Source organism: Bartonella vinsonii subsp. arupensis OK-94-513, assembly GCF_000278235.1.
Taxonomy (GTDB): domain Bacteria; phylum Pseudomonadota; class Alphaproteobacteria; order Rhizobiales; family Rhizobiaceae; genus Bartonella; species Bartonella arupensis.
Genome location: NZ_JH725038.1, coordinates 189765 through 204025, shown reverse-complemented (window position 1 = coordinate 204025; position 14261 = coordinate 189765). Strand labels below are relative to the sequence as shown.

Annotated in this window: 11 protein-coding genes; 7 read left to right on the top strand and 4 right to left on the bottom strand. The window is 36.6% G+C overall.

Going from position 1 to position 14261, the window contains the following annotated elements:
- Positions 1 to 336: 336 nt before the first annotated feature.
- The 3 genes from ppdK to ME1_RS06010 form a co-directional block, all read right to left on the bottom strand.
- A complete protein-coding gene (ppdK, locus tag ME1_RS06020; RefSeq protein ID WP_004864591.1) occupies positions 337 to 3018 on the bottom strand; it encodes a pyruvate, phosphate dikinase in 2682 nt (893 codons plus the stop codon).
- Positions 3019 to 3192: 174 nt separating this feature from the next.
- Positions 3193 to 3846 carry a DsbA family protein gene (locus ME1_RS06015; protein WP_004864590.1) on the bottom strand — a complete coding sequence of 218 codons (654 nt, stop codon included), beginning with the start codon at positions 3844 to 3846 and terminating at the stop codon, positions 3193 to 3195.
- 81 nt (positions 3847 to 3927) lie between these two features.
- A complete protein-coding gene (locus ME1_RS06010) occupies positions 3928 to 4428 on the bottom strand; it encodes a DUF721 domain-containing protein (protein ID WP_004864587.1) in 501 nt (166 codons plus the stop codon).
- Between the two features lie 210 nt (positions 4429 to 4638).
- Between ME1_RS06010 and mutY the strand changes: the two genes are divergently transcribed.
- On the top strand, positions 4639 to 5697 hold the full coding sequence (gene mutY, locus ME1_RS06005; RefSeq protein WP_004864585.1) for an A/G-specific adenine glycosylase: 1059 nt from the start codon (positions 4639 to 4641) through the stop codon (positions 5695 to 5697).
- Between the two features lie 294 nt (positions 5698 to 5991).
- Here the strand turns inward: mutY and ME1_RS06000 are convergent, their stop codons facing one another.
- Positions 5992 to 7128, bottom strand: a complete 1137-nt coding sequence (locus tag ME1_RS06000) for a site-specific DNA-methyltransferase (protein ID WP_004864584.1) — start codon at positions 7126 to 7128, stop codon at positions 5992 to 5994.
- Between the two features lie 328 nt (positions 7129 to 7456).
- Between ME1_RS06000 and ME1_RS05995 the strand changes: the two genes are divergently transcribed.
- The 6 genes from ME1_RS05995 to ME1_RS05965 all read left to right on the top strand — a co-directional run bounded on the left by ME1_RS05995 (position 7457) and on the right by ME1_RS05965 (position 13975).
- Complete coding sequence (locus tag ME1_RS05995) at positions 7457 to 8158, top strand: HAD family hydrolase (protein ID WP_004864582.1); 702 nt, start codon at positions 7457 to 7459, stop codon at positions 8156 to 8158.
- A 985-nt stretch (positions 8159 to 9143) separates the two neighbouring features.
- The gene (locus ME1_RS05990; protein WP_004864580.1) at positions 9144 to 9500 is read left to right on the top strand and encodes a hypothetical protein; all 357 of its coding nucleotides are present in this window, start codon (positions 9144 to 9146) and stop codon (positions 9498 to 9500) included.
- A gap of 179 nt (positions 9501 to 9679) precedes the next feature.
- Complete coding sequence (locus ME1_RS05985; RefSeq protein WP_004864577.1) at positions 9680 to 10039, top strand: hypothetical protein; 360 nt, start codon at positions 9680 to 9682, stop codon at positions 10037 to 10039.
- A 213-nt stretch (positions 10040 to 10252) separates the two neighbouring features.
- Complete coding sequence (locus ME1_RS05980) at positions 10253 to 10612, top strand: hypothetical protein (RefSeq protein WP_004864576.1); 360 nt, start codon at positions 10253 to 10255, stop codon at positions 10610 to 10612.
- 607 nt (positions 10613 to 11219) lie between these two features.
- Positions 11220 to 12617, top strand: coding sequence for a threonine synthase (gene thrC / locus ME1_RS05970; protein ID WP_004864572.1), 1398 nt, complete (start codon positions 11220 to 11222; stop codon positions 12615 to 12617).
- An 83-nt stretch (positions 12618 to 12700) separates the two neighbouring features.
- The gene (locus ME1_RS05965; protein ID WP_004864569.1) at positions 12701 to 13975 is read left to right on the top strand and encodes a M16 family metallopeptidase; all 1275 of its coding nucleotides are present in this window, start codon (positions 12701 to 12703) and stop codon (positions 13973 to 13975) included.
- Positions 13976 to 14261 lie beyond the last annotated feature (286 nt).

Sequence of the window (14261 nt, the reverse complement as noted above, 5' to 3'; positions counted from 1 at the left end):
TTTTCTCATAAAGACATCAAAACTATAGCTTCCTTTCTCTCTCCCATACAACTTAGAGTGTATTCTCATTTTTTTCTTTTAGTAAAGAAAAATACGCATTTATTCTGCGTACTGCAATCAACACATTGATTTACAAAGAAAATTCGTCGTTCTTACCAGCAAAAAATTTTGGAATACAATAAGATTCTCTTATTATACTTCCTTTCTCATGAAACAGAAAAAAGGGTATTTTCTTGCAGGTTACAAAAAGGACAAGCGTGTGGGTAAAAATACAAAAAAGTAAACACGCCTCTTATGAACTCTCTAAATGCAAAAACAGTTGCTTCATAATGAAAATTACCTCAAAAAACCTCTATGTTTTTTTGCAATAGCCGACTGTGCCGCTGCTAAACGTGCAATTGGTACTCGGAAAGGAGAACATGAAACATAATCCAGATCATTTTCTTCACATAAAGCAATAGAAGCAGGATCACCCCCGTGCTCACCACAAATACCCAGTTTAATTTTTGTACGCTGAGAACGACCACGCTGTGCAGCAATAGAAATAAGCTCCCCTACTCCATCACGATCAATGGTTACGAAAGGATCTTGTTCTAAAAGCCCTTTTTGAAAATAAGTTGCTAAAAAAGGAGCCGCATCATCACGTGAAATTCCAAAAGTGGTTTGTGTCAGATCATTGGTTCCAAATGAAAAAAACTCGGCAGTTTCGGCAATTTCATCTGCCCGAAGAGCTGCTCTAGGAAGCTCAATCATCGTCCCAACCATGTACTGAATACTCCTCCCCTTTTCCTTCATTACCTCATTAGCAACCTGATCAATACGCGCTTTGACAAAATCAAGTTCAGATTTCAGTGCAACAAGTGGCACCATAATTTCAAGCATAACAGGAGATCCAGATTTTTGATCAGCTTCTGCTGCTGCTTCAAAAATAGCTCGCGCCTGCATTTCTGCAATTTCGGGATATGTAATAGCTAAACGGCATCCTCGTAGTCCAAGCATAGGGTTAAATTCATGTAACTGCTGCGCACGTTCAGAAAGTACATCTACTGACACTCCCATAGCCGTTGCAACCTCAAGAATTTCTGCATCCGTTTTTGGCAAAAATTCATGGAGTGGCGGATCTAGCAAGCGGATAGTAACAGGCAAACCACTCATAATTTCAAACAATTCGCTAAAGTCTGAACGCTGCATGGGCAAAAGTTTATCTAATGCTTTACGACGGCCGCTCTCATCATTACTTAAAATCATTTCACGCATGGCAACAATACGTTCACCAGAAAAAAACATATGTTCCGTACGGCAAAGTCCAATACCTTCAGCCCCAAAGGAACGCCCCATACGTGCATCAGTGGGCGTTTCAGCATTGGCACGAACTCTTATACGCCGCATCCCATCAGCCCACTCCATCAATTTTGCAAAATCGCCACAAAGCTCAGGCTGCAACATCGCAACCTTTCCTTTGAGAACCTCTCCACTTCCACCATCAATCGTGATGACATCACCCTTTTTAAAATTCTGCCCTGAAGAAAACATTGTGTTTGTGTTATAATCAATCCGTACATTGCCAGCACCAGAAATACACGGCTTTCCCATACCACGCGCTACAACAGCTGCATGACTTGTCATACCACCGCGCGTTGTTAAAATCCCTTCTGCAGCATGCATCCCATGAATATCCTCTGGACTTGTTTCTACACGCACCAAAATAACTTTGCGGCCTTCTGCCAACGCAGCTTCTGCTTCTTCCGAAGTAAAAACAATTTCTCCTGTTGCCGCTCCAGGAGAAGCAGGTAATCCACGTGCAACGACAACACGTTCTGCTTTGGGATCAAGTGTCGGATGCAAAAGCTGGTCAAGCGATTTTGCATCTATTCGCATCACCGCTTCTTCACGGCTTATCAACCCCTCCTCAACCATTTCTATTGCCATCTTTAGAGCAGCACGTGCCGTTCGCTTTCCCGAACGAGTCTGCAACATCCACAATTTACCTTTTTCAATTGTGAACTCGAGATCTTGCATATCTCGATAATGCTGTTCAAGTTTCTGGGCAATTTGATACAGCTTCAAAAAAGCTTCTGGCATAATCTTTTCTAAAGATGGCTTATTTGATCCCGCAACAATACGCGCATTTTCTGTAATATTTTGAGGAGTACGAATTCCCGCTACAACATCTTCACCTTGGGCATCAACTAAAAACTCACCGTAAAGTTCTTTTTCTCCTGTTGAGGGATTGCGTGTAAAAGCAACACCAGTTGCCGAATCCTCACCCATATTGCCAAATACCATTGCCTGTACATTAACTGCCGTTCCCCAACTTTCAGGAATATTATGTAAACGACGATAAGTAATAGCACGTGCTGTCATCCAACTTGAAAAAACCGCTCCAATCGCTCCCCACAACTGTTGTTCAGGATCTTGCGGAAAAGGTTTATCTAACTGTTCTTGAACATATGCCTTATAAGAAACAATAACATCTTTCCAATCGTCTGCTGTCATTTCTGTATCGACAACATAACCTTTGCGCGCTTTTGACTCATCAAGAATCTCTTCAAAATACGAATGATCTAAACCTAAAACAACGTTAGAATACATTTGGATAAAACGGCGATAACTGTCGTAAGCAAAGCGTTCATTATTAGTTTGTAAAGCAATTGCTTTTACAGCTTCATCATTCATACCAAGATTAAGTACTGTGTCCATCATCCCTGGCATAGAAGCTCTTGCACCTGACCGAACAGAGAGTAAAAGTGGCCTTCTTTCATCTCCGAATTCGCGCCCTGTTTGTTCACCAATGCGTTTAAGCGCTTGTTTAACAGCTTCCTGTAATTCTTCTGGATATGATCCACTATGTGCGTAATAAAAATTACAAACTTCTGTCGTAAGAGTAAATCCTGGAGGGACAGGCAAACCAAGATTACTCATTTCTGCCAAATTAGCCCCTTTCCCACCAAGAAGATTGCGCTTACTTGCACTCCCTTCCGCATGCCCATCACCAAAACTGTAAACCCATTTCGTCATAGTACAAATCCTCCCATATCAGCATCAAAACATCCTTTGATCTGAGCTAATATCATCAAAACAATATTCGATTCAAAATTGGCTAAAAAAATATTGCTTCATAAATGCATGAAATCAATCCTTCCAAAAGAAAAACGACTACAAGTATCAATACCCATCTCTTGGAAAGAAGATTTAGTCTTTAAGAAAACTATCAATCACCGAAAAGAAGGATTCCACGGACATTGCACCTTCATACTTGTTACCATTAATAAAGAAGGTAGGCGTTGCTGTAACACCAAGCTCTTTACCACGTTCAAAAGAAGCATTCACTTCATCTAAAATGGACTGATTTTTCAGGCAAGCAGTAAAACTTTCATCCGTAAAACCAGCCATTAAGCCAATTTTTTTCAATGGTGTGAGAGCGTCTTTCTCCCAGACCCACTCCTGCTGTTTTTGAAATAAAACCTCTATCATAGGAAAATAACGATCTTCTGGTGCACATCGCGCTAACATAAAACCTGCCGTTGCTCGCGGATCAAAAGCATAATCTCGAAAAATAAGTTTTACTTTTCCCGTTTTGATATATTTTTTACGAATTTGTGGAAGTACATCATTATAAAAATGTGCACAATGGATACATGTCAATGAAGCATATTCAACAATTGTTACTGGTGCGTTTTCCTCCCCCTCAAACCTATCTTTAACCTTGCCTGATTGAAGAAGTTTATCCATATCAACAGTTGAAACTGGCTTCGTGCCACTAGCAATAACAACAGTTGTACTGATTGGCATAGAAGCCATGAGAAAAATTATTGCAAAAGATAAAAAAGAACGGCAGCTCATCATAAATAATACTTTTCTTTTGTTATTAACAGACAAAAATCCAACAGTTCTTATACACTAAAAAAACGTATAAAACAGCTTTCTCTATTTATTATTTTTTTCTGCAAAAATGCAACAACCAAGTTCATAAAGCGATTGACGTAAATTTTCATCTTCAATCTCCTTAAGCATTTTTTTTATACATTTTTTCTCTGTTTCATTTAGATCTGCCTTCATTGGCAAATGTTTCTTCAGAGCACATATAGATCTTTGTTCAATCTTAATGCGACCGACAGCAATATATCCAAAAAAAACATTTATTTTATGCAGCAATTCATCTGTTTCATGCATCAATTTTAAAGCAGAAACCCCTTCACACGCCACCACAAGTGTTGCTGGCTGGAAAACTTCATCTTGATCAGCCCGTCGTTTCCAAATAATTTTAAGCGGCATTGTATGTTCACCGATATCATAACCTACAATCTGTGGCCAATACTCTATCAATGCGACATTAAGCCCTGTCCGTTTACATAAAACAGGATCAAGTATTTTGGATACCGTCTCAGAAAGAGAATAAAAATGGCGCTTTTTAAATTGTTTGCTCATTTTTTTAGATCAACATTCAGTCATGTTCTGAATTATAAGGGATTCTTTCATCTAAAAACCATTTCCCCACATATCTCATCAAATATCAAAAAAATACAATTCTCGTCTAACAAAAGTTTTTATAATTAAAGGAGAAAAAGTAAAATATGAATTGTATGATAAACGCTTTTTTCTTTTGTATTTTATATCTTCCTATGGTGCAAAACAATCATGCATGAAATTTCTTCATACCTCCTTTCTTGGTACGACCAAAAGCACCGGCATTTACCGTGGCGTATTACCCCCGAAGAACAAAGGCAAGGCATCCGCCCTGATCCCTATCGCGTTTGGCTTTCTGAAATCATGCTTCAACAGACAACTGTCGAAGCCGTAAAACCTTATTTTCAAAAATTTCTGAAACTTTGGCCTGACCTCTCTTCTTTAGCAAAAGCCTCACAAGACGATATCATGAAAGCATGGGCTGGACTTGGTTATTATTCACGCGCCCGTAATCTGAAAAACTGCGCTAGGCAGCTTGTTGAAAACTACGGAGGACAATTCCCACAATCCGTAAAAACATTGCGAACCCTTTCAGGTATTGGAGACTACACTGCCGCAGCTATTGCCGCAATTGCTTTTAACCACCCTGTAGCAGTTGTTGATAGTAATGTTGAGCGCGTTGTAACCCGCTTATTTGCTATCGCTTCAATTTTGCCAAAAGCAAAAGCCGAAATCAGAGAAAAAACACAAAAAATTACCTCTTTAAATCGCCCTGGTGACTTTGCTCAAGCGATGATGGATCTGGGAGCAACCATTTGTACACCACGTAAACCATCTTGTTATCTCTGCCCTCTTCAAAATTTGTGTAAAGCTGCAAAGATGAAAATAACAGAGTCTTTTCCTGTTAAAGCTCCTAAAAAAGAACGCCCTTCAAAAACTGGTGTTGCTTTTGTTGTACTGAATAAAAACAAACAAATTTATTTAGAAAAACGACAGGATAAAAAACTTCTCGGTGGAATGACCCAAATTCCCAACAATATTGGAATAAATAACGAAAATGGACTTCAAAACGCACCCTTTATCGCTAACTGGCAGTTCAAAGGACAAATTACACACATTTTTACCCACTTTTCTCTAAAACTCGATGTTTACTATACTAACAGTACACACGAAATGAATCATGAAAATGGCTGGTGGTGCGATATCCATCATCTTGCCCAAGAAGCACTTCCTACTGTTATGAAAAAAGCTATTTCTGTAGCAATCCCTCATTCTTTTCGCTTAAAATAATTCTCATCACTGAAAAAATATTCTTTAATTCACAATGTTTTTTTCATAAAAATTGATTTATAATGACAATTCATACCCTATAGCTTGAATGGAAACCTCAAATACAGTGGACTTTCCCCTTTCAAACCCCTCTCATAAGGTATCACCCAAAAAACGCTCACTTTTACATCACAAGCAGAGTTAACATATGAACAAAAAAACATTTAAGAAAAAAATAAATATACCAAAACATCTAAATACAAGAGTGCTATACTGAAGCTGGCTAACAAATAGTGAGGCAGCTAGCGTAGTTCTTCATATAACACCAGTTTTTAACATCTGTGTACGTATAACCATTCTTAAATCATCTATGGGTTTCAAGCGTCCATTTTCCTCATAATACCAAAAGGTCCATCCGTTACAGCTTTGTGAAGCTTGAGCCTTTCGTCCCATTGCATGAATAGAACCAGCTTCACCACCATGCATGACCGTACCATCAGCCCTTACAATAGCAGATACTTGCTTCTTGCGGTCATAAAGAACTTCTCCAGGATGAAGTAAACCTGCTTCAAGTAAACTGTTGAATGCAACACGCGGCTCTGCTTTCTTTTTATCCAAAATTGCTAATTCTGGTTTAGCTAAAGGTTTAACCGAAGCAATTCTCTCACATGCTGCATCAATGTAGTCTTGCTCACGTTCAATACCCACAAAATCACGCCCCAAAAGTTTGGCAACAGCGCCTGTCGTCCCCGAACCAAAAAACGGATCAAGGATGACATCACCAGGCTTACTAGAAGCCATAATAATACGGGCTAATAAAGCTTGTGGTTTTTGTGTTGGATGTAATTTACGCCCTGCCTCATCTTTTAAACGTTCAGCACCAGTACACAGAGGAAAAAGCCAATCTGAACGCATTTGTAGATCTTCATTCGCAGCTTTTAAGGCATCATAATTAAATGTATATTTTTTATCCTTTTGATCTCGAACAGCCCAAATAAGCGTCTCATGAGCATTTTGAAAGCGACGACCTCGAAAATTAGGCATAGGATTATTTTTACGCCAAATGATATCATTCAACATCCAAAAACCTAAATCTTGTAAAGCCGTGCCCACCCGAAAAATATTATGGTAAGACCCTATAACCCAAATCGTCCCGTTGGGCTTCAACACGCGACGACAAGCAAGCAACCATGCACGCGTAAAAGCATCATAAGCAGCAAAACTCTCAAACTGATCCCATGCATCATCAACCGCATCAACAAGCGAATAATCTGGACGATATAAAGCACCATCCAATTGCAAATTATAAGGAGGATCGGCAAAAATCACATCAACTGAATGTTTCGGAAGTTTTTCCAGTACTGCAACACAATCCCCTTTGAAAATTTTATTGCGCCATGGTATCCGCGAAAAAGTGTGACTGAATTCTTTTTGAAGCTGAATAACTGTCATGAAAAACCCAACGAAGTGAACTGAATTTGCCCTATAATCAATTAAAATAGTTTATAGGCCCGCATTACCACACCATATTTACAAAATAGAGTAAACGTATCGTTAAAATTCCACAAAATTAATATGAATTTTTTCTGTTTCAAGAAAAATAAGAAAGTCTATACTGGTGAATCCTTATTTTTCTTCTCTTCAAGACACCGTTCTTGTATCTTTATTTCATCGCATAAATTAAGAATCACTTTCAAAGCATGTTTTTATGCAATAAAATCCTCTCAATGGCATTTTCATGAAAGTTTTTAAGCTATAATAATATGTAAAGGAATATCTCATGCCTCAGATAGATCTCATTATTTTTGATTGTGATGGAGTTTTAGTAGACTCTGAATATCTCGCAGCAAAAATTGGATCTCAATTACTTAAACAAACAGGATATCAAATATCACCTGAAGAATTGAGTGAACGTTATGCAGGACTTATTTTTCGCGATATTCTTAGACAAGTTGAACAGGAAACAGAAAAACCAGTTTCTGCTCATCTCATAGATCAAATGTCAAATCTTTTTCGAGCACAAATAGCAACTGAATTACAAGCTATTGATGGTATAAAAGAAGCAATAGAGATCATTCAAACGCGTTATCCCTACTGTATTTGCTCTAACGCAAAGAGCGTAGATATAAAAGAGATGCTCTCTACTGTTGGTCTTTACGATCTTTTTGATGATAAAGATAAAATATTTTCTGCCCCTGAAGTCGGAACAAAAAAGACTAAACCCGCCCCTGATGTTTTTCTTTTTGCCGCACAACAATTACATGTAGAGCCTCAAAATACTATTGTGATAGAGGATTCACTTCATGGCGTACATGCTGCATCAGCAGCGGGCATGCGCGTTATCGGTTTTACTGGAGGATCACATACTTATCTTGGTCACTCTCATGCCCTTGCAGAAGCTGGTGCAGAAACCGTTATCACCAAACACGCCCATTTACCAGAAGTCCTAGAAGCAATGGCAGTGTGGCGCGATTTATCATAAAAAGGTCTCTTCGACATTTATCAATTTAAACTCTCTTAAGGAACACTTTTTTCAAGATAGCTTGTCTTGGTAAGGCATATCTACATGAGCTAAAACACAGCTGTATTGGTTATATACAATTAAAGTATATACCATTGTCATACTCTATGAAGTCTTGATCTCTCCTCAATTGGAATTCCCTATTGTGAGAAAACTATTATATTTTACTTCGTATTATAACAAACCACAAAATTCATACACTTAAGAATTGAAATATACTCTTTTCTTCAATATAAATACAGCAATTAAATATTTACTTTTAAATATATAACCTATGATAACTATCATTCTGGATAAAACTCTATAAATCTAGTGTTTTATTAAAGAACCTATTGGTAAAAATTCTATCACATTTTTCAGCTCTATTTCTTATACTATACTCAATAATAAATAAGCATCCATCAGATTATCCTCTCAAGGTTCTGAAACGAAACTTATAAAATCTCTTTTATATCTGATAATCTAAGGTTTTTTTGTTTTCTGCTATTGTTTTATGTTTCAATACTAAATTTTACTTATACGACGTATTGTATACTCCATCTTATGCCAAACACAGCTTGAAATATAGATCACAAAAATAGCACAAAAAGCTTCCTCTTCCCCCCCGGATAGCTCACCTCTCTCTTACAAACTCATCTAGCAACCACTTTAAAAACAGCCTTTTTGTAAATTATATTATATTCAATACATAAATATCTTTAGTAAATTTTTGAACATACTTGTAGTAAATAAAATATAATCTAAAGACATATTATGTACATTTTATAAAAATACATAATGTAAATATTTTATTATTGACTATAAATTCATAATGAAGTATATACACGCGGATTGTGCAGTGATATGATACAATTTGTATTTATTTTATTATACATATTAAGTATCTAAAAATGCACTTGTCTCTTACATATTAATAAAAAAGTATAGAATATTTGAGGTAAAAAATATGGTAAAATTATTTAAGAATTATGTGTTAAATATTTTTATAGTATCCGCTTTTTTTCTTTCACAAATTGCAAGCGTTAACGCAAACTACTTGAAAAATAGTTCTCAACACGATGATGTTACTAATTGCGCATTGGAACAAGTAGCAACTGTAACATCTACAGCAGTTAGTACGACTGCTTCCTATGTTCCAGCTGTAAGTTATGGAACGATAAATGGGGATAGCATTGAAGGAAAAGTTGAAAAGGTTGTTGAACCTATGACATTAGGAGTGGGACTTTTATTTGCTGGATATGCAATAAGCTTCGTAAGCTCAATAATCGGATGGATAAAAGACATAGTCTTAATGTTCAAATAAAACCATCTACTATAAAGCTACAAGAAATAGCTTCACTATGAATTTAATAAAAATATTTAAACAACATAGTGAAGCGATTCAGCCATAACAAATATAGATAATACAGACTATCCTTTATGTTTATTTACTAATGCAATCATAAATTCACATTAGAGGTAGAAAGTATTTGAGGTAAAATTATGACAAAACTTTTTAAAAATTATATATTAAATATTTTTATAGCGATTGTTTTTATTCTCTCGCAAATTGTGAATGTTCATGCAAATCATTTGAGCAATAATGCACAACGAGAAGATATTTCTATCATAGAACAAGCAAAAAAGAAGGTAACTCATATGGCTACTCTCTATGTTCCAAGTTTAAATCATGGAGCCAAAAATGAAGCTACCGTTGAAGGAAGAGTTGAAAAGGTGCTGGAGCCCCTTACACTGGGAACTTTTGGTCTTTCGGTGTTAGTTGGATATGGGACATCTATAGTGGGTATGTTCTTAGCATGGATGATAAAGGGCATAGTATCACTCACAAAATCTCGTGCTTAAATATTTGAAACGTTTATAAAAACAAAATCTTTCAACATCACACCAGAGTACAGCCGCATTACTTGTTCATTATTTAAAATAAAAATGCACAGCGGCCCCCTCTGTCAAAAGCAACAAGAGCCACTCACATTTCCTATAGTGAGCGTGTTGAGCAGCTCTATCAATATATTTGCTTCATTAAAGATAAAATTAAAAAATATTTGAGGTGGAATTATGATTAAAGTTCTTAAAAATCATATGTTAAGTATTTTAATAGCAAGTGCTTTCTTTCTTTCACAAGTTGTAAATGTTCATGCAAACCATTTGAGCAATAACACACAACAAGAAGATGTTTCTATCATAGAGCAGGTAAAAAAGAAGGCAATCAATATCGCTACTCTTTATGTTCCAAGTTTAAATCATGGAACAAAAAATAAAGATGCCACGGAAGGAAAAATTGAAAAAGTATTTGAACCTATTACACTAGGAACTTTTACTACAATAGGATCCATGCTCTTTGGTTACTTTACTGGGTTTCTTATGGCTATCTTCAGTGGGCTAATCGGTATAGGAATAGGAAAAACCAAAAAATAAACCTAAAAAACCAAATAATTCCAAAACATTTTTAAATTCCAACCTGCTTCAAAGAATTGGGGCAGGCTTTTTTTGTGCTTTCTATGGATAAATTCTCTCATTACGCATAATACTACGTAATATAAATAAATACCTCTTAGCATAAAAATAGATAATTTAAACTGAACAAATAACTCTTTCGATACACAGCTTACGCACGAAATACCATGAAATTCTCTCATAAATCCCTCAACATAAATCATAATTGCCATTTTGCAGAGGTTTATTGTCATACGCATTTTGATTATACAAGGTTGAAGAAAAAAGTAAGCACTAGAAATTAAATTTCTCGAGAAATATTGCTTTGTATATTGAGAAAAGTATTTATAAATCAACATAAATTATAAAAGAATTATTTTTTCAAATGTAAAAAATTTTTCTTTATTATTCAATATGTTATTTTGAAACATCTAAAAACGCTAAAGTTATTTATTCTTCTGGCATTGATTTTTCATTATTTACAAGCATAAGCAAATAAACTTTCATTCATTTAATAATTTAAATCTTGTTAAAAACATGAAATATAGAATTTTATCAGCTTACTGAAAATAAATGAAAGAAAAAACTTATGAAATATATCAGCACAAGAGGTGAAGCCCCTAGTTTAGGCTTTACTGAAACTATCATGACTGGTCTAGCTCATGATGGCGGCCTTTATCTTCCAGAAAAATTCCCTCAATTATCACCCGATACATTACGAGCGCTCCGCGGAAAATCTTATACGACAATCGCTAAAACAGTTCTTTGGCCCTTTGTAAATAATGAAATTGAATATACCTCTTTTGAAAATATGATTGCTGAATCTTATGATACGTTCCATCATCCAGCGATCTGTCCGTTACAACAAACTGGAGAAAATGAATTTATCCTTGAACTTTTTCACGGTCCTACTTTGGCATTTAAAGATGTTGCAATGCAATTTCTCTCTAGATTGATGGATTATGTTCTCACTAAAAAAAACAAACGGGCAACAATCATTGCTGCTACATCAGGTGATACTGGTGGTGCCGCGACACAAGCCTTCGCTGAAAGAGAGCATTCAGACATTTTTATTTTATTCCCTCAAGGACGTGTATCACCTGTTCAACAACGACAAATGACTACCAATCAAAGCAAGAATGTTCATGCTATCGCCATCGACGGAAATTTTGATGATTGCCAAGCTCTCGTTAAAGCAATGTTTAACGACCATAATTTTCGACAAAAAAGAGCGCTTTCAGGTGTTAACTCTATAAACTGGGCACGTATCATGGCGCAAATTGTTTACTATTTTTCATCTGCACTCTCCCTCGGTGCTCCTGATAGATCCGTCTCATTTACTGTTCCTACTGGAAATTTTGGTGATATTTTTGCAGGGTATGTTGCAGCCCGTATGGGGTTACCGATTACACAACTGGTCATTGCAACGAATGATAATGACATTCTCGCACGTACATTAACCAGCGGTATTTACGAAACACGGCCGATAACCCACACAACATCACCGTCCATGGACATTCAAATCTCTTCTAATTTTGAACGCTTGCTCTTTGAAAGTGGCGAACGTGATCCGGAATGGATTCGCAATGCGATGAAAAACTTGAAAGAATCAGGACGTTTTTATCTTGAGGAAAAACAACTTAAGAATATTCGTTCTCTATTTTCCGCTGGAAAAAGTAGTATAGCTGAAACAGCACAAATGATTGACCATATTTACAAAGAAAGCGGTTATCTTGCTGATCCACATACAGCTGTTGCTCTTAAAGTAGCGCGCGAAAACAAGCAGCCACATATTCCAATGATTGTCCTTGCCACTGCGCATCCTGCCAAATTTCCTGATGCTATAAAAAGTGCCTGTGGACTTAATGTTCCCCGTCCTTCTTGTCTGAATAATTTAATGGAACGCGAAGAACATTTTATAAGTCTTGCTAATAACGAAAAAATAGTAAAAGATTATATTTCTTTAAAATCATGTGCATCTTATTGAAGTTAGCTGCATTGAGTCAAATCAACAATATTCCAATGCCCTTACAAATAAGGTATTTGGCTTATTAATGGAGTCATAAACACATGCGTGTAGACATCAGTCGCCTTAGTAATGGTTTGACTATCGCCACACATACAATGCAACAAATTGAGAGTGTAGCTCTCGGAATATGGGTTAAGGTTGGCTCTCGCAATGAAATCTGCTCACAACACGGCATTGCACATCTTCTCGAACATATGGCTTTCAAAGGAACGGAAAACCGTACAGCTTTTCAAATTGCAGCTGATATCGAAGATGTTGGCGGTGAAATCAATGCTACGACCAGTACGGAGACAACTGCTTATTTTGCACGCGTCCTCAAGAACGATGTCCCGCTTGCCATTGATATTTTAGCCGATATTTTGATGTGTTCAAAATTCGATGAAAATGAATTAGAACGAGAAAAACAAGTAGTTGTTCAAGAAATTGGTGCCGTTCGTGATGTTCCTGATGATATTGTTTTTGATCACTTTACTGAAACAGCTTTTCGTCACCAATCGCTTGGGCGCTCTATTTTAGGTACCCCAAAAACAATTCAATCATTTACATCTGCTGACCTCCACAATTTCATGAAGCAACAATATAGTGCAGACCGTATGATCGTGGTTGCAGCAGGAGCTGTACAACATGAAAATTTTCTGCAAGAAGTCGAAAGTCGCCTTAGCACTTTTCGTCCCCATGCAACAGCCCCCCTCACCAATCTTGCAAATTATGTTGGTGGCGATTTTCGTGAATATCGCGATTTAATGGATACACAAGTTGTGCTTGGTTTTGAAGGGCGCGCTTATCATGCACGTGACTTTTATGCTGCTCAAATTCTTTCAATTATTCTTGGCGGAGGCATGTCATCACGCCTCTTTCAAGAAGTGAGAGAAAAACGTGGATTATGCTATTCTGTTTACGCTTTTCATTGGGGGTTTTCAGATACTGGACTTTTTGGAGTTCATGCTGCCACTGGACAAAAAGGACTAAAAGAACTGCTTCCCGTAATTCTGGATGAGCTTTCTAAGGCAAGCAAAAATATTTATGCTAATGAACTTCAACGCGCACAAGCGCAATATCGCGCTAACCTTACAATGGCACAGGAAAATCCATCTAGTCAAGCGCACCTCATTGCTCGCCAAATGCTTCTTTATGGTCGACCAATTCCAATATCTGAAACAATGGAACGTTTAGATCTCATTACTCCTGCAAGATTAACTGATTTAGCACATCGTCTTGTTAACAATTCCACTCCAACATTAGCCGCTGTCGGTCCTGTTGGATCCCTCATGAATTTTGATGATTTAACATCAATTCTTTCATACAAAATGAAGTAAGATTAAAAAAGGTTTCTCAAAATATTTTCGTGCATAGTGGAGATGTCATGTCTTATAAAGCAGCAACATCATAACATGCCCAGATTTTATAACAAAATTTACCACAAAAGTTCTTCTCACTAAATAAGTTTGGGAAATATTTATCAAAGCGCTGTACAAAACTACCCAACTTCTGCTTCATGTGATAAAATATTTGATAAGCAAAGGTATATCTATGAAATCTAAAAACTCATGGTTTAATTTTGCCTTACAAAAATATAGGATTCTATTAACTTTAAGCTTCACT